Here is a 14,838-nt window from a genome sequence, read left to right as displayed (position 1 = left end):
GATCCGGATCAAGCCCCTTGGCCATGCGCGGCATAGCCTGAGCGCAGGCATCCACTTCATGGAGGGAGACCATGGCCAAGCGATTTCCCACGAACCCCAGCCATCCCGAACGGATCTGCTGGGGCTGCGACCTGTACTGCCCGGCCAAGGCGCTGGCCTGCGGCAATGGCGCGGATCGGACCATGCACCCGGTGGAGCTCTTCGGCGAGGGTTGGGAACAGCTCGAAGATCGGCTGGGTCAGCCCATATCGGATCGCCAGGATCTACAGCAAGACAAGCAGTAGTGACTCGAAGCGCGCTGACGCACGGTCTTGATTCAGTCTGAATTTGGACTACGATGCATGTCATTGCATTCGAGGACACTCAGATGAGAGTCGAAACCATCAGCTACCTCAAGCGCCACGCTGCAGATCTCGATCTGGAAGAGCCCATGGTGGTTACCCAGAATGGCACCCCTGCCTATGTGATCGAGTCCTATGCTGATCGCAAGCGTCGCGACGAAGCCATCGCCCTGATCAAGCTCCTGGCCATGGGATCACACGAGTACGCGCAAGGCAAACACAGCTCTGCGGGCGATCTCAAGGCGCGTCTTTCCAGGAAGTTCGCCGAGGACTAAGCGACAGCGCATGGTCAAGCCAAGTATTCGATTCACCGACTCCGCGTCCCAAAGCCTTGAGGACCAGATTCATCATCTGGCTATCTATAACGGCACCCCTGCAGCACTCGAAACGATCACACGGCTGATCGATGCCATTGAGCGAAAGCTCTCGATGGCGCCCATCGCCTACCCCATCAGCCCTCAGGCCAGCGAGCTAGGCGTAATCCATTACCGAGAACTCAATCTCGAAGGGTATCGCGTGTTCTACGAGATCGTGGAGGACGGGCGCGTGGTGGCCGTGGAACTGGTGGTGAGGCAGAAGCAAAGCATCGAGCAGGCGCTTGTCCGTTACTGCCTCATCTATCCACTGGCCTGAACCTACGTAGTTGCTTGATTGCCAACCAGGGCTGCTCATGCAGCCCTTCGCGGACAAGCCCGCTCCCACAGGGTTGGACTTCCTGCTCCAGCCTCATCGCAGACATCAGAACGCCGTGCTCACCGTCACCGCCAGGTTGCGCGGGTCGCCATAGATTGCCCCGGCATAGAACCCGTAACGGGTGTAGTAGTGCTTGTCGAACAGGTTGTTGGCGTTGAGGCTGACGCTGGTGTCGTCGGTCAGCTGGTACTTGGCCATGGCGTTCCAGATCGCATAGCCCGACCAGTTGACGTCGGTTGCGCTGCGGCTGACCCCGTTGCTCGGCTGCCCGGCAGGGGTGGACACCGCGCGGATGTTGCTTTGCGCGGTCACGCCAGCGCCCAGGGTCAGGCGGTCCAGCGGGCCGGACAGGCGATAGGTGGTCGAGGCCTTGAACAAGTGCGAAGGGTCGCTGCGCCCGTCGCTGTCCAGGCGGCGGAAGTGCAGGTAGGTGTAGCCGGCATAGACGTTCCAGTTCGGGGTCAGGGCGCCGGCGACTTCCAGGTCGATACCGTCGGTTTCCTGGCCGGAACCGGCCTTGTAGGCAGTGGCGCCGGTCGGCGTCAGTAGGTCGCCGTCCATCACCGCCTTGTTTTCCTGCCTGGTGCGGAAGTAGGCCGCGGACGCGTTCAGGCGACCATCGAACCATTCACCCTTGATCCCGGTTTCGTAGCTCTGGCCACGGATCGGCTCGACCTTGGTGCCGCTGGCGCTCTCTTCGGTCTGCGGGTTGAAGATGTCGGTGTAGCTGGCGTACAGCGAGTAGTTGTCGTCGAGGTCGTACACCGCGCCCAGGTAAGGGGTGACGATGCCGTTGTTCTGCTGGTTGCTGCGCGTACCGTTGACGCTGACGGTAGTGGCCGAATAGTCGGTGCTGCGCACACCGAGGATGAGCGACAGGGGGTCGGTGACGCTCAGGCGGGTGGCGGCATACATGCCCTGCAAACGAGTGGTGGTCTTGCTGTGCAGGCCGGTTTTCGAGGCCAGCATGGCGTAGTCGTCGTCCACGCCGTCGAGCCAGTTGCCCAGCCCCAGGCCATTGTTCGCCCGGAACTGGCAACCCACGCCGCTGTTCACTGCCTTGCCGCCGCCTACCATGCTGCAGGTGTACTGCGGTGACCAGGCCACGGTGCGGCTGTCGTTGTAGCCGACCATCGCCTGATGGGTGCGCCCGAACAGCTGGAATGGGCCGGACAGGTCGATCTGCGCCGATTGCTGGGTGGTGTCGGTGGAGCTGTGCAGGCCGTTGAGCACCGCGCCGCTGCCGTCCTGGTTCCAGTAGCCGCCGTAGACGCCGCGGCCGGACGAGTTGACCTTGGCCAGGCCACGGTGGTTGAGCGCCTCGCCGCTGCTCTGGGCAACCTTCAGGTCCAGGCTCCAGTCGTTGTCGAAACGGTGCGCCAGCGAGCCGAAGGCGGTGCGGGTGATGTACTCGCCAAAGCTCCAGCTGGGTACCACGTTGGTGCTGCGCGGCAGGTCGGTCTTGCTGCCGTCGCCGTACCAGATCGGGATGTTGGCGCCCCAGCCGCCGCCGACCACTTTGCTGTACTCGTACTGGTAGCCGGCACCAAGGGTGGTGGCATCGTCCAGGTCGAATTCGAAGTTGGCCAGGGCCGCGCGGGAGCGTTCGGACTGGTTGTCGCGGAACGAGCCGGCGTCCTGCTGGGTCATGACCAGGCGCGAACGCAGGCGGCCGTCCTCGGACAGCGGCAGGTTCAGGTCGGCACCCAGGCGGCGCTTGTCCCAGCTGCCGTAGGTGGCGTAAGCGCTGCCGCCGAAGGTCCGGGTCGGCGCTTTGCGGATCAGGTTGACGGTGGCCGAAGGATCGCCGGTGCCACCGAGCAAGCCGTTGGCGCCACGGACGATGTCGATGCGTTCGTACAGGTCCATGTTCAGCGCGTTGCCGCCGCCACTGAAGTCCGAACCGCCGGGGAACTGCAAGCCGTCGATCTTCCAGTTGCTGATCGAGTAGCCGCGGGCGCGGAAGTCGGTGCGCCCGCCCACTTCCATCTTGCTCATGCTCACGCCCGGCGTGGTGTCCAGGGCCTGCTCGAGGGTGTGGATATCACGGTCTTCCATTTGCTGGCGGGTAATGCTGGTGACCGACTGTGGCGTCTGCCGGGGTGTCAGCTGCAAGCCCGTGGAGCTGCGTGTGTTCTGCACGGTGTAGCCGATCTGGCCGCTGTCGTCGGCCAGAGGCAGCGCACTGCTGTCGATGTTGGTGGCGCCCAGTTCCAGCACCGGGCCATCAGCGAAGGCGGTGCCGCTAAGCCCGAGGGCCACGAAGAAGGCAAGCGGGGAGAGGCGACTGCCGCCTCGGACCAAGGGGGTTGTGTCAGTCATGATGCTCTTGCATACCATTTGGGAAGGTTTCGTATTCGCAGATGATTTTTTGTTACGATTCTAGGCATCTGCCCCTTCGGCTCCATGGACGGCATGTACGGGGATGTAATCGAACGTAATGAGCCTCACGGTTCCCCTTTGCACAGGTACCCCAAACCATGAGCACGACCTTGCTGGTCGTCGACGATGACGACGAGATCCGCGAACTTCTCTGCGATTACCTGGCGCAAGCCGGCTACGAGGTATGTGCTGCCGCCAACGGCGAGCAGATGCGCGAACAACTGGCCCGGCACAAGGTCGACCTGGTGGTACTCGACCTGATGCTGCCCGGCGAGGACGGCCTGAGCCTGTGCCGGCAGTTGCAGGCGCAGCCGGGCTTGGCGGTGGTGATGCTGTCGGCCAGGGGCAGCACCCTGGACCGCATCATCGGCCTGGAAGTTGGCGCCGATGATTACCTGGCCAAACCCTTCGAGCCACGCGAGCTGGTCGCCCGGATCAAGGCTGTGCTGCGCCGCCCCCAGCGCCTGGAGGCAGAGCCCGAAACGTCGGCCAGCGAGGCACAACTGTTTGCAGGCTTGCGTCTCGATCACGTCAAACGGTTGCTCGTTCACCCGGACGGCCAAGCCTTCAACCTGCCACGCTCCGACTACCGCGTGCTGCGTGAACTGCTGGACGCCAACAACCGCGTGGTCTCGAGGGACCACCTGACACGTAGCGCGTTCGGCCGCGACCATCTGCCCGACGACCGCTCGGTGGACATGTGCATCAGCCGCCTGCGCCAGCAACTGCGCCGGGCGCCAGGCCAAGGCGCGCAGATCCTCACCATCCGCAACGAAGGCTATCTGCTGAGCCTGGCCCGCGAAGCGTTGGGCGCCTGAGGTGCGACTGCTTCGCCGACTGTGGCCGCGCACGCTGTTCGGCCAACTGCTGCTGATCATGATCAGCGGCACCCTGGTGATCCAGTTGATGTCCAGCAGCATCTGGTTCGACGTACGCTTCGCCCAGGTGCTGGAAGCGCCGGTGCGGTTGATCGCAGCGCGCAGCGCGCCCCTGATCGCCCAGGCCGAGTGCCATGGCGCGGCACGCCAGGTACCGAAGCATTACCAGCTGCGTTGCGCCGAAGCGCCGCCCGAGGGTGAGCATGACCAACGGCGAGGCTGGCGGCGCATCGAGCTGTTGCTGCATCAGGCACTGGCCTACGAACTGGGGGGCGATGTGCGGCCGAGGTTGCTCAAGGTCCGGCTCACCGACGAGCTGGGCCAACCCATCCTCTGGCGCAGCCTGTTCGGCTTGCGCACCGCCCAGGCGCATATCGAGTTTGCCGTGCCCCTCGCCGATGGCCACTGGCTGGTCATCGATGGCCAGGAGTTGCAGGGCTGGAGCGGCGAGTCGGCGTGGGTGCTGATCAGCGACTACCTGCTGCGGGTCTATGCCCTGCGCATCGCCGCCGTGCTGGTGGTGTGCCTGGTGGCGGTACGCTTGTGCCTGCGCCCGCTGCGCCGCCTGGCCGATGCCGCCCGTGGCCTGGGTGGCAATCTGGGACAGGCACCGTTGCCGCTGGACGGCCCCGAGGAAGTGCGGCACGCCGCCCAGGCCTTCAATGCCATGCAGCAACGGCTGATCCGCATGGTCAACGACAAGGCCTACTTCCTCGCCGCCGTGTCCCATGACCTGCGTACGCCGCTGACGCGCATGCGCCTGCGCCTGGAACGGCTGGAGGACAGCGAGCACAAGGAACGCCTGCGCCAGAACATCGCGCAGATGGACGGCATGATCGGCCAGGTGCTCGACTACCTGCGGGCGGGCGAGCAGCAGAACCTGCAAGCGGTCGACCTCGACCGCCTGGTGGCACGCCAATGCGCGGATTTGGCCAACGCCGAAGAGCCCTTGCCGATCCATGGCCAGGTGGGCCTGGCCCAGGTAGACGCCCTGCTGCTGCAACGGTGCCTGCAAAACCTACTGGTCAATGCCCTGCGCTATGCCAGGGAGGTCGCGGTGGTGCTGGAAAGCACGCCAACCGATGGGTACATCCACATCGACGATCGCGGCCCGGGCATCGACCCGGGCTTGCTGGCGACTGTCACCGAGCCTTTCGTGCGCGGCGAGGGCTCACGCAACCAGGCCTCTGGCGGCTATGGGCTGGGGCTGAGCATCGCCCAGCGCATCGTTGCCAGCCATGGCGGCGAACTGAAGCTGATGAATCGGCAAGGGGGCGGGTTGCGGGTCAGCGTGCGATTGCCCAAGGGCAAAATCGCCTGATCATTTGCCGTCACCCTGCAGGATCCTCAGCGCCGCTTCGGCCAGGAAGCCCGAACGGCTCTTGTGCTCTGGGTGGTTCTGTACGTAGCTGTCGATGCGGGTGAGCAGGTACGCCGGCAAGGTGATGTTGAGCTTCTCGGCCTTGCCCAGGTAGCGGGTGATGTCGATATCGATCAATGCCCAGGTGCAGCCGGCATAGGCGGGATTGGCCGCATGCACGCCGACCTTGCTGGCCCTGGGGATTTCCTGCTGGTCCTGGGCCAGCAGTTCGAGGTGGCCTTCGATCGCTTCACGCGCCATGGCGATGGCGTTGTCGAGGTCTTCGCCCGCCGAAAAGCAGCCGGGGATATCCGGGACTTCCACGCCCCAGGCGTGCTGGTCGTCACCGGGGAGGATCGCGATAGGGAACAACATGGTGATGGTCTCCTCGTCAGCTGGCGTAGCTGATGCGTGCCTGGCGCAGAATGCTGGCCGCAGTCGCGGGCAGCAGGTCTTTCTTGGGATGCGGGATTGTGACCAGCCCGGCTTTTTCAGGATGCTTGAAATGATGGTGGCTGCCTTTGGAGCGCACCAGATACCAGCCGCCCGCCTCGATCACAGCAATCATTTCACGGCTGTTCATTCACCCATTCCTTGGGCCGGCCGATCGGTGGTTAGTATAACCACCGACAGACAATTATCAACACCATACCCACCATAGCGACAAGCGGGCTGCCAGGAGGAGAAGTATGGGGAGAGGAACGGAGCAAGCACCGGGAGAAGTGATGCGGGATCTTGCAGCAGGGAGAATCGCCAGATAGTTCAGAGCACGGCCAATGCCTTTGCCTTCAGCACTTGCAGATCAATCACCGGCACCCCGACCCGCTTGGCCATCTCGTCCCACTCGCGCAGGCGCAGGCTGACCCCGAACAACGGGTCGGCCTCGAACGCATCGGCTTCGGCATCGTTCATCATCCCACCCTGGTACGCCAAGGTGCGTCGGCTGGCTTCACTCAAACGGTCGTAGTATCCGGGCTGGCGCAAGGTCAGGTAGCGCTTGGCCTCGACGTGGTACTGCACCAGCCTGGCCAGCCGCTCGCTGAAACCACACCGGCGCAAATACTCGGCACCAATGCGCTCATGGCTGACGACGCCATAACCGCCCATGTCCTCGCCCTCGCACAGGTGGCCGATGTCATGGAAGAAGGCGGCCAGGATCACTTCGTCGTCGTAGCCTTCGGCCATGGCGAGTTGGGCTGCCTGGGACATGTGCTCGAGCTGGGTGATGGCCTCGCCGATATAGTCGGCGCTGCCATGACGCTCGTACAGGGCGAAGGTGTCGTCGATGATCCTGGAAGAAGTTGGCATTGCGTGGGCTCCTGCGTTGCCTGGTCTGACGCCATCGCGGGGCAGCTTGAGTATAGAAGCCGGCTTGCCCCGCGATGAGGGCCTTACTGCTGGGCGACTTTCTCCGACTTGCCGTCGTAGCGTTTGCGCCACTCAGCGAGAATCTGGTCGCGGTTCTTCGAGGCCCAGGCGAAGTCGTTCTTGATCAGGCGCTGCTCATAGTCGGCCGGCAGTTCGGTCTGCGGCTTGGCGATGCCAGGGGCGGCGAGCACGGCGAAGTTCTCCTTGTACAGCTCCATGGCGGCAGGGCTGGCGGAGAAGTCGGCCAGGCGCTTGGCGGCATCGGCTTTCGGCGAGCCCTTGATCACCGCCGTGGCCTCGATTTCCCAGCCCAGGCCCTCCTTGGGCAGGACGATGTCCAGCGGTGCGCCCTGGCGCTTGAGCTGCACGGCCGGGTACTCGAACGAGATGCCGATCGGGAACTCACCTGCCGCCGCCAGCTTGCATGGCTTGGAGCCGGAATGAACGTACTGGCCGATGTTCTGGTGCAGTGCGTCCATGTAGGCCCAGCCCTGAGGCTCGCCGTAGGTCTGCAGCCAGGCGCTCACATCGAGGAAGCCCGTACCGGACGAGGCCGGGTTGGGCATGACGATCTTGCCCTTGTACTCAGGCTTGGTCAGGTCCTGCCAGCTCACCGGCTTGCTCAGGCCCTGCTTCTCGGCCTCGACGGTGTTGAAGCAGATCGTCGCGGCCCACACGTCCATGCCCACCCAGGCCGGCGGATTGGCGGCGTCGCGGTAGTTGGGCGAGATCTTGCCCAGGTCCTTCGGCGCATAGGCTTCGAGCATGCCGTTCTGGTCGAGGATGGCCAGGCTGGAGGCCGCCAGGCCCCACACGGCGTCAGCCTGTGGGCGCTCTTTTTCGGCCAGCAGCTTGGCGGTGATGATGCCGGTGGAGTCGCGCACCCATTTGATCTCGATGTCCGGGTTGGCCTTCTCGAAGGCCTGCTTGTAGCTCTTGAGCTGCTCGGCCTCCAGGGCGGTGTAGACGGTCAGCTGGGTCGCGGCCGAAGCCTGCAGGCTGAACACGGCGGATACGGCAGCGGCAAGTGCGAGGGGCTTGAACATGATGCGGTTCCTATCGGTGTGGGCAGTCGGTCAATGGCCGGGGGCGCGTTGGCGCCAGGCCTGGGAGCGGCGCAGCAGGCCGCGCGAAGCGCCGGCCAGCAGCAGGGAGGCGGCGGCGCTGGTCAAGAGGATCAGGGTCGACATGGCAGCGGCGCCGCCAACGTTGCCGGCGTCATCCATGTTCAGCACGGCAACGGCGGCGAGGATGGTGTCGGGGCTGTAGAGGAAGATCGCCGCCGACACCGTGGTCATCGCCGAGACGAACAGGTAGCGGATGATGTCCAGCAGCGCCGGCAGGCAGATCGGCACGGTGACCCGCACGAAGTGCTTGTACAGCGGCGCCTTGAGCGACAGCGCGGCGGCTTCGAACTCACCGTCGAGCTGACGCAGGGCGGTGGTGGCGGTCATCTGCGCGGTGGTCAGGTAGTGGGCGATGGTGCACACCACCAGCAGCGCCATGCTGCCGTAGAACACGTGCAACGGGTTGCCGTTGAGGTTGAAGAAGAACACGTAGCCCAGGCCCAGCACCAGGCCGGGCACCGCCATGGGGATGAAGCTGAGCAGGCGCAGCAGTTGATTGAGCAGGCGCTGGCCTTGGGTTTTCTCCATCAGGTAGGCACCGGTGAAGATCACCACGCTGCCGATCAGCGCGGTGCCGATGGCCATGGTCACGCTGTTGCGATAGGCCAGCCAGCCGCCGCCAGCGGTGTCTTCGAACATGTAGTGCTTGAGCGACAGCGACAGGTTGTACGGCCAGAACTTGACCAGCGACGAGTACACCGCCATGCCGATCACCACCAGCAGCGCCGCGCAGACCAGCAACACGATGGCCAGGTAACAGCCATCACGCAGCTTCGAAGGCTTGGGCTCGAACACCTGGGCGCGGCCGCTCATGGCCTCGCCCTGGCGGCGGCGCAGCCAGGCATCCACGGCAAAACTGAGCAGCGCCGGCACCAGCAGCACCATGCCGATCAGCGCACCGCGGCCGAACTGCTGCTGGCCGACCACTGCCTTGTAGGCTTCCAGCGCCAGCACCTGGTAATCACCACCGACCACTACCGGCACGCCGAAGTCGGTGATGGTAAGGGTGAACACCAGGCAGAACGCCGCGAACACCGCCTGACGCGTGGCCGGCCAGGTGATGCTGAAGAATGCCCGGGCAGGCCCCGCGCCCATGCTCGAAGCGGCATCGAACAGCCGTGCGTCGGCCAGTGACAGCGCCGAGAGCAGGATCATCAACGCATGGGGGAAGGTGTAGATGGCCTCGCCAAGCACGATGCCCCAGAAGCCGTAGATGTTGTCGCTGAGCAGGCCGCGCAGCAGGCCCTGGTTACCAAACAGATAGACCAGCGCGATCGCCGGCAGCATTGAAGGCGCCAGCAACGGCAGCAGCGAAATGCCGCGCCACAACCCCTTGGCCGGGATCAGCGTGCGTTGCAGGGCATAAGCGAACAGGTAGGCCAGCGGCACGACGATGACGGCAACCGTAAGGGCTACCGACAGGCTGTTGCCGAGCAGCCAGTGGAAGTTCGCGCTGGCAAACAGTTCGCGGGCGGCCAGCAGCCCCCCGCCCTGCCCGGCTTCAGCGCTGAAGCCACGCCAGAAGATCGCCAGCAACGGCAGCAGCACCGCCAGCACCAGCAGGCCCAGCAACAGGCTCTTGCCACCGACGACGAACAGTCGATCCCCCAAGGCGACACCGTTGCGTGGCCTGTCGTTGCCGTGAGTGAGCGGCAGGGTCATGGGCGCGGCCATCTCAGGCGAACACCTGCAGGCTCTGCGGCGGCAGGGCCACCCAGATGTCCTGCGAACCCAGGCGCGGCATGGCTTCGGGCGCAAGCTCCGCGAGCAGCGCATGGCCCGGCAGGGCTTCGAGCTCGAAGCTCATGCGGCAGCGATTGCCGAGGAAGGTGACTTCCCGAACCTTGGCCGGGAACAGGTTCTCCTCGTGCACCACCGGGTTGACGGTGATCGCCTCGGGCCGGCAGAACAGTCGGCCGCTGCTGACGGCGCTGGCGTTGTCGGCCAGGCGCATGTGCATGCCGCCGACCTGGGCGTGGCTATTGCTGCTGCGCTGGAACGGCAGCCAGTTGCCCTGGCCGACGAACTCCGCGACGAATGGCGTGGCCGGCTGGTCGTAGATTTCCTGGGGCGTGGCGTACTGCTCGACCTGGCCGTTGTTCATCACGGCGATGCGGTCGGCCATCAGCATGGCTTCGTCCTGGTTGTGGGTGACCATCAGCGTGGTGATGCCCAGCTGGCGTTGCAGCTGGCGCAGCTCGGTGCACAGGTGCTCGCGAACACGGGCGTCGAGGGCCGACATGGGTTCGTCGAGCAGCAGCAGCGAGGGCGACGGCGCCAAGGCGCGGGCCAGGGCCACGCGCTGCTGCTGGCCGCCGGAGAGCTGGCCGGGGTATTTCTTCTCACTGCCGGCCAGGCCCACCAGCTCGAGCATCTCGCTCACCCGCTGGCGCGAGGCCTCGCGATTGCTGCCGGTCAGGCCATAGGCGATGTTGGCTTCGACGGTGAGGTTGGGGAACAGCGCGTAGGACTGGAACAGGATGCCGTAGTCACGGGCCTGGGGCGGCAGCTCGGAGATATCGCGGTCGCCGATGTACAGCGTGCCTCGGTCCTGGCGCTCAAGGCCGGCGATGCAACGCAGCAGGGTGGTCTTGCCGCAACCCGAGGGACCGAGCAGACACACCAGCTCGCCAGCGGCGATATCGAGGGACACGTCGTTGAGCGCGGTGAAAGCGCCGAAGCGTTTGTGGATGCCGCGCACTTTCATCTGTGCGCCCGGGGTGACGTGGTTCATGGCAGGTCCTCATCGAAGCGATGGGGGCCATGCTAGGCAGGCTGTGCGAAGGTTCTGTGGCGTCGGGGCAAAAGCCGGTGATAGTGGTATAGGCAGATTTTGTAGTGGCCTTGAGGGCCCTATCGCTGGCAAGCCAGCTCCCACAAAAGCAAGTCGGCGCCAACCCTGTGGGAGCCGGCTTGCCGGCGATGAGGCCGTTGCAACCAGTAGAGAACTGTCAGAATTGCGAACCCACCACCTCCTGCGCCACCCCCAGGAACGCCGCCGGCAACCGCGCCTGGCGCCGCTCCTTCAGGCAGTACAGGTACTCGTGCATCACCGGCGCGTCGTCCAGCGCCAGCACCCGCAGCTCGGGGTTATGCGGCACCTCATGGCGGGCAATGATGCTGATGCCAATGTTGCGCAGCACCGCCTCGCGGATCGACTCGCGGCTGCCGATCTCCAGCAGCGCCCCGGCCTTCACCCCGGCGTCCTGCATCATCTGCTCGGTGAGCTTGCGGGTGGTCGAGCCCTTTTCGCGCATCAGCAGGCAATGCCCGGCCACCACCTCGATCGACACCGCCTGGCGTTGCGCCAAGGGATGATTGCGGTGCACCGCCAGTACCAGCGGGTCGGTGCCCAGCACCCGGCGCACCAGGCGTGCGTCTTCGAGCAATTGCGATGAGGCAGCGATATCCACCCGGTAGTCCTCGAGCATTTCCAGCACCTGCTGCGAGTTGCCGATCTCCACCGCCACCTCCACCCGCGGCAGGCGCTCGCGGAAGATCTTCACCAGGTCGAGGATGTAGTACGGCGCGGTGGCGGCGATGCGCAGGCTGCCCTGGGCCTGGCCGCTGTTGCGCAACTCGAACTCGATGTCGGCTTCCTGCTGCAGCAGCGCCTTGACCATCGGCAGCAGGCGCACGCCCTCCTCGCTCAACACCAGGCGCCGGCCGCCGCGGTAGAACAGCTCGACGTTGTACTGGCCCTCGAGGTTGCGGATCTGCGTGGTCACCGTGGGCTGGCTGAGCCCGAGCTTCTTCGCCGCCAGGGTGATGCTGCCCAGGCGGGCCACCATGTAGAAGGCTTTGAGCTCGGCGCTCAGCATTGGCAGGACCTCTTTTTCACGCCACAGGCGTTATTTGCGCAACAGGCGCAGACCGTTGAACACCACCAGCAGGCTCACGCCCATGTCGGCGAATACCGCCATCCACATGGTGGCCATGCCGGCGAAGGTGATTGCCAGGAAGATTGCCTTGATCCCCAGGGCCAACACGATGTTCTGGGTGAGGATCGCCGCGCTTTGGCGCGACAGCCTGACGAAGGCCGGGATCTTGCGCAAGTCGTCGTCCATCAGCGCCACATCGGCGGTCTCGATGGCGGTGTCGGTGCCGGCGGCGGCCATGGCAAAGCCGATCTCGGCGCGGGCCAGGGCCGGTGCGTCGTTGATGCCATCGCCGACCATGCCGACACGATGCCCCTGGGCGTACAGGTTCTCGATGCTGGCGAGCTTGTCCGCGGGCAGCAGGTTGCCCTCGGCGCGGTCGATCCCCACCTGGGCCGCAATGGCCTGGGCGGTGTGGGGATTGTCGCCGGTCAACATGACCGTCTTGATACCCAGCTCGTGCAGCTCGGCAATCGCCTGGCGGCTGCTGTCCTTGACCGTGTCGGCCACGGCGAACAACGCCAGCGGGCCGGAGCGGTCGAGCAGCAGTACAACGGTCTTGCCCTGGCGCTCCAGCACATCCAGTTGCGCTTCCAGCTCTGGGGAGCACAGGCCGAGCTCTTCCACCAGGCGATGGTTGCCCAGGTGGTAGATCTGGCCCTCGACATCACCGCGCACACCGCGACCGGCCAGGGCGGCGAACTCGGTGACTTCGCTCAGAACCAGATCCTGGCCCTTGGCGAACAGGGCTATGGCGCCCGACACCGGGTGGTCGGAACGGGCGGCCAGGCTCGCGGCCAGGGCCTGGGCGCGGCCTTCGAACAGTGGGTCGAGCACCTTGCTGTCGGTCTGCACCGGCTTGCCGTGGGTGATGGTGCCGGTCTTGTCCAGGGCCAGGAAGTCCAGCTTGCGCCCGCCCTCCAGGTACACACCGCCCTTGATCAGGATGCCTTTGCGTGCCGCCGCGGCCAGGCCGCTGACGATGGTCACCGGGGTGGAGATCACCAGCGCGCACGGGCAGGCCACCACCAGCAGCACCAGGGCACGGTAGATCCAGTCGAACCAGGCACCGGCCATGAACAGCGGCGGGATGACCGCCACGGCAAGCGCTACTGCGAACACCACCGGGGTGTAGATGCGCGAGAACTGGTCGACGAAGCGCTGGGTCGGCGCTCGGGCGCCCTGGGCTTCTTCGACGGCCTTGATGATGCGGGCCAGGGTTGATTGACCGGCGGCGGCCGTGACGCGGTATTCCATCGCGCCGGCCTGGTTGATGGTGCCGGCGAACAGCTTGTCGCCGATCGCCTTCTCGACCGGAAGGCTTTCCCCGGTGATCGGCGCCTGGTCGACACTGGACTGGCCACTGACCACCTCGCCGTCCAGGCCGATGCGCTCGCCCGGGCGCACCCGCACCCGTGCGCCGATTGCCACCTCGCGCACCTCGACCTCGCGCCACTGGCCATCGGCCTGTTGCACGGTGGCCATGTCCGGAGCCAGCTGCATCAGCCCGCCGATGGCATTGCGCGCGCGGTCCAGGGAACGGGCTTCGATCAGTTCGGCAACGGTGAACAGCACCATGACCATGGCCGCTTCCGGCCACTGGCCGATCAGCACGGCGCCGGTCACGGCAATACTCATCAGCGCATTGATATTGAGGTTGCGGTTTTTCAGGGCAATCCAGCCCTTCTTGTAGGTACCGAGGCCGCAGCCGAGGATGGCCGCCAGGGCCAGCGCGGCGACCACCCATTCCGGTGCCTTGCCAGAGAAGTGCACGATTTCGGCGGCGATCGCCGCAACACCGGACAGCGCCAGCGGCCACCAGCGAGTCTTGCTGGCCTGGGGCGCACTGGCGGCACCATCATCCTCGGCGGCCAAGGGTTCGGCCTTCATGCCCAGGCTATCGATGGCCCGCTCGATCTCGGCGGTACCCTCGAGGGTATGGCGCACGCCGAGCACACGGTTGATCAGGTTGAATTCCAGCTGCTCGACACCGGCCAGCTTGCCCAGCTTGTCCTGGATCAGGGTCTGCTCGGTAGGGCAGTCCATGGCCTCGATGCGGAAGCGGCTGAGCTGCGCCTGGCCGCTGGCCTTTTCGGTCAGTTGCACCAGGGCCGGGGCGGCCTTGCTGGCGCAGCAGCCGTGGGCGTGGGGCGCGTGGCCATGATCGAGGTCATGGGCGTGATCATGCTTGTGGTCGGGGCTGACAGGCTGGTTCATGGAATCATCCTTAACTGAGCGCTGGCCTCTGTAGAGATCCACAGAGTGGGTTGTTGCCAAGTGAACACCCTGTAGCCACTATAGGGTCAAGCCCTTTGCAGGAGATTTGCCATGAAGATCGGAGAACTGGCCAAGGCCACCGACTGCGCCGTGGAGACCATCCGCTACTACGAGCGCGAACAGCTGCTGCCGGAACCTGCCCGCAGCGACGGTAACTACCGGCTCTACACCCAGGCCCACGTCGAGCGCCTGACCTTCATCCGCAACTGCCGCACCCTGGACATGACCCTGGACGAGATCCGCAGCCTGTTGAACCTGCGCGACAGCCCCGACGGCTCATGCGGCAGCGTCAACGCGTTGATCGACGAGCATATCGAGCATGTGCAGGCGAGGATCGATGGGCTGGTGGCACTGCAGGCGCAGCTGGTGGAACTGCGGCAGCAGTGCAATGCGCAGGGGGCGGAGTGCGCGATCCTGCAGCAGTTGGAGACGAATGGGGCGGTAACCATGCCAGAGGTGGAGCATTCCCACGTGGGGCGGAGCCACGGGCATTAGAGACTTGGGGCCGCTTTGCGGCCCATCGCCGGCAAGCCG

General features: G+C 65.1%; 15 protein-coding genes. 6 read left to right on the top strand and 9 right to left on the bottom strand.

Going from position 1 to position 14,838, the window contains the following annotated elements:
• Nucleotides 1-71 precede the first annotated feature (71 nt).
• The 3 genes from AAHK21_RS15100 (at nt 72) to AAHK21_RS15090 (ending at nt 974) form a co-directional block, all read left to right on the top strand.
• A complete protein-coding gene (locus AAHK21_RS15100; RefSeq protein WP_367857663.1) occupies nt 72-284 on the top strand; it encodes a DUF3079 domain-containing protein in 213 nt (70 codons plus the stop codon).
• Nucleotides 285-367: 83 nt separating this feature from the next.
• Nucleotides 368-616, top strand: a complete 249-nt coding sequence (locus tag AAHK21_RS15095) for a type II toxin-antitoxin system Phd/YefM family antitoxin (RefSeq protein WP_367857662.1) — start codon at nt 368-370, stop codon at nt 614-616.
• 10 nt (nt 617-626) lie between these two features.
• Entirely contained in the window at nt 627-974 is a 348-nt protein-coding gene (locus AAHK21_RS15090; RefSeq protein WP_367857661.1) for a type II toxin-antitoxin system RelE/ParE family toxin, read from the top strand.
• Between the two features lie 105 nt (nt 975-1,079).
• On the opposite strand, the gene AAHK21_RS15085 is transcribed toward AAHK21_RS15090, so the two are convergent.
• Nucleotides 1,080-3,374, bottom strand: coding sequence for a TonB-dependent siderophore receptor (locus AAHK21_RS15085; RefSeq protein ID WP_367857660.1), 2,295 nt, complete (start codon nt 3,372-3,374; stop codon nt 1,080-1,082).
• A gap of 140 nt (nt 3,375-3,514) precedes the next feature.
• On the opposite strand from AAHK21_RS15085, the gene AAHK21_RS15080 reads away from it, so the two are divergent.
• Together AAHK21_RS15080 and AAHK21_RS15075 are read left to right on the top strand one after the other, a co-directional pair.
• Nucleotides 3,515-4,234 (top strand): response regulator, encoded by a 720-nt coding sequence (locus AAHK21_RS15080; protein WP_367857659.1) that lies wholly within the window; start codon nt 3,515-3,517, stop codon nt 4,232-4,234.
• A gap of 1 nt (nt 4,235) precedes the next feature.
• On the top strand, nt 4,236-5,615 hold the full coding sequence (locus tag AAHK21_RS15075) for an ATP-binding protein (protein ID WP_367857658.1): 1,380 nt from the start codon (nt 4,236-4,238) through the stop codon (nt 5,613-5,615).
• Here the strand turns inward: AAHK21_RS15075 and AAHK21_RS15070 are convergent, their stop codons facing one another.
• The 8 genes from AAHK21_RS15070 to AAHK21_RS15035 all read right to left on the bottom strand — a co-directional run bounded on the left by AAHK21_RS15070 (nt 5,616) and on the right by AAHK21_RS15035 (nt 14,244).
• Entirely contained in the window at nt 5,616-6,029 is a 414-nt protein-coding gene (locus AAHK21_RS15070) for a type II toxin-antitoxin system HicB family antitoxin (protein ID WP_094010983.1), read from the bottom strand.
• Nucleotides 6,030-6,045: 16 nt separating this feature from the next.
• Nucleotides 6,046-6,237 carry a type II toxin-antitoxin system HicA family toxin gene (locus AAHK21_RS15065; RefSeq protein WP_367857657.1) on the bottom strand — a complete coding sequence of 64 codons (192 nt, stop codon included), beginning with the start codon at nt 6,235-6,237 and terminating at the stop codon, nt 6,046-6,048.
• 179 nt (nt 6,238-6,416) lie between these two features.
• Nucleotides 6,417-6,962 (bottom strand): phosphonate degradation HD-domain oxygenase, encoded by a 546-nt coding sequence (locus AAHK21_RS15060; protein WP_367857656.1) that lies wholly within the window; start codon nt 6,960-6,962, stop codon nt 6,417-6,419.
• Between the two features lie 83 nt (nt 6,963-7,045).
• Nucleotides 7,046-8,068 carry a putative 2-aminoethylphosphonate ABC transporter substrate-binding protein gene (locus AAHK21_RS15055; protein ID WP_046853778.1) on the bottom strand — a complete coding sequence of 341 codons (1,023 nt, stop codon included), beginning with the start codon at nt 8,066-8,068 and terminating at the stop codon, nt 7,046-7,048.
• Between the two features lie 30 nt (nt 8,069-8,098).
• Complete coding sequence (locus tag AAHK21_RS15050; RefSeq protein ID WP_367857655.1) at nt 8,099-9,823, bottom strand: putative 2-aminoethylphosphonate ABC transporter permease subunit; 1,725 nt, start codon at nt 9,821-9,823, stop codon at nt 8,099-8,101.
• Nucleotide 9,824: 1 nt separating this feature from the next.
• Nucleotides 9,825-10,883 (bottom strand): putative 2-aminoethylphosphonate ABC transporter ATP-binding protein, encoded by a 1,059-nt coding sequence (locus AAHK21_RS15045; RefSeq protein WP_367857654.1) that lies wholly within the window; start codon nt 10,881-10,883, stop codon nt 9,825-9,827.
• 217 nt (nt 10,884-11,100) lie between these two features.
• A complete protein-coding gene (locus AAHK21_RS15040; RefSeq protein ID WP_367857653.1) occupies nt 11,101-11,970 on the bottom strand; it encodes a LysR family transcriptional regulator in 870 nt (289 codons plus the stop codon).
• A 30-nt stretch (nt 11,971-12,000) separates the two neighbouring features.
• Complete coding sequence (locus AAHK21_RS15035) at nt 12,001-14,244, bottom strand: heavy metal translocating P-type ATPase (protein ID WP_367857652.1); 2,244 nt, start codon at nt 14,242-14,244, stop codon at nt 12,001-12,003.
• Between the two features lie 111 nt (nt 14,245-14,355).
• On the opposite strand from AAHK21_RS15035, the gene cadR reads away from it, so the two are divergent.
• Entirely contained in the window at nt 14,356-14,799 is a 444-nt protein-coding gene (cadR, locus tag AAHK21_RS15030; protein ID WP_046853773.1) for a cadmium resistance transcriptional regulator CadR, read from the top strand.
• Nucleotides 14,800-14,838: the final 39 nt, after the last annotated feature.

The organism is Pseudomonas sp. TE50-2, assembly GCF_040813665.1.
Classification (GTDB): Bacteria; Pseudomonadota; Gammaproteobacteria; order Pseudomonadales; family Pseudomonadaceae; genus Aquipseudomonas; species Aquipseudomonas soli.
The sequence above is the reverse complement of the archived record's forward strand: the minus strand, read 5'-3'. Positions and strand labels throughout refer to the sequence as shown.

Bases quoted from the DNA above. Each gene is read 5' to 3' on its own strand.
- AAHK21_RS15050 (WP_367857655.1), bottom strand. From the start codon at position 9,823: ATGGCCGCGCCCATGACCCTGCCGCTCACTCACGGCAACGACAGGCCA.
- AAHK21_RS15040 (WP_367857653.1), bottom strand. From the start codon at position 11,970: ATGCTGAGCGCCGAGCTCAAAGCCTTCTACATGGTGGCCCGCCTGGGC.
- AAHK21_RS15085 (WP_367857660.1), bottom strand. From the start codon at position 3,374: ATGGTATGCAAGAGCATCATGACTGACACAACCCCCTTGGTCCGAGGC.
- AAHK21_RS15095 (WP_367857662.1), top strand. From the start codon at position 368: ATGAGAGTCGAAACCATCAGCTACCTCAAGCGCCACGCTGCAGATCTC.
- AAHK21_RS15055 (WP_046853778.1), bottom strand. From the start codon at position 8,068: ATGTTCAAGCCCCTCGCACTTGCCGCTGCCGTATCCGCCGTGTTCAGC.
- AAHK21_RS15090 (WP_367857661.1), top strand. From the start codon at position 627: ATGGTCAAGCCAAGTATTCGATTCACCGACTCCGCGTCCCAAAGCCTT.
- AAHK21_RS15080 (WP_367857659.1), top strand. From the start codon at position 3,515: ATGAGCACGACCTTGCTGGTCGTCGACGATGACGACGAGATCCGCGAA.
- AAHK21_RS15100 (WP_367857663.1), top strand. From the start codon at position 72: ATGGCCAAGCGATTTCCCACGAACCCCAGCCATCCCGAACGGATCTGC.
- AAHK21_RS15045 (WP_367857654.1), bottom strand. From the start codon at position 10,883: ATGAACCACGTCACCCCGGGCGCACAGATGAAAGTGCGCGGCATCCAC.
- AAHK21_RS15065 (WP_367857657.1), bottom strand. From the start codon at position 6,237: ATGAACAGCCGTGAAATGATTGCTGTGATCGAGGCGGGCGGCTGGTAT.
- AAHK21_RS15070 (WP_094010983.1), bottom strand. From the start codon at position 6,029: ATGTTGTTCCCTATCGCGATCCTCCCCGGTGACGACCAGCACGCCTGG.
- AAHK21_RS15060 (WP_367857656.1), bottom strand. From the start codon at position 6,962: ATGCCAACTTCTTCCAGGATCATCGACGACACCTTCGCCCTGTACGAG.
- cadR (WP_046853773.1), top strand. From the start codon at position 14,356: ATGAAGATCGGAGAACTGGCCAAGGCCACCGACTGCGCCGTGGAGACC.
- AAHK21_RS15035 (WP_367857652.1), bottom strand. From the start codon at position 14,244: ATGAACCAGCCTGTCAGCCCCGACCACAAGCATGATCACGCCCATGAC.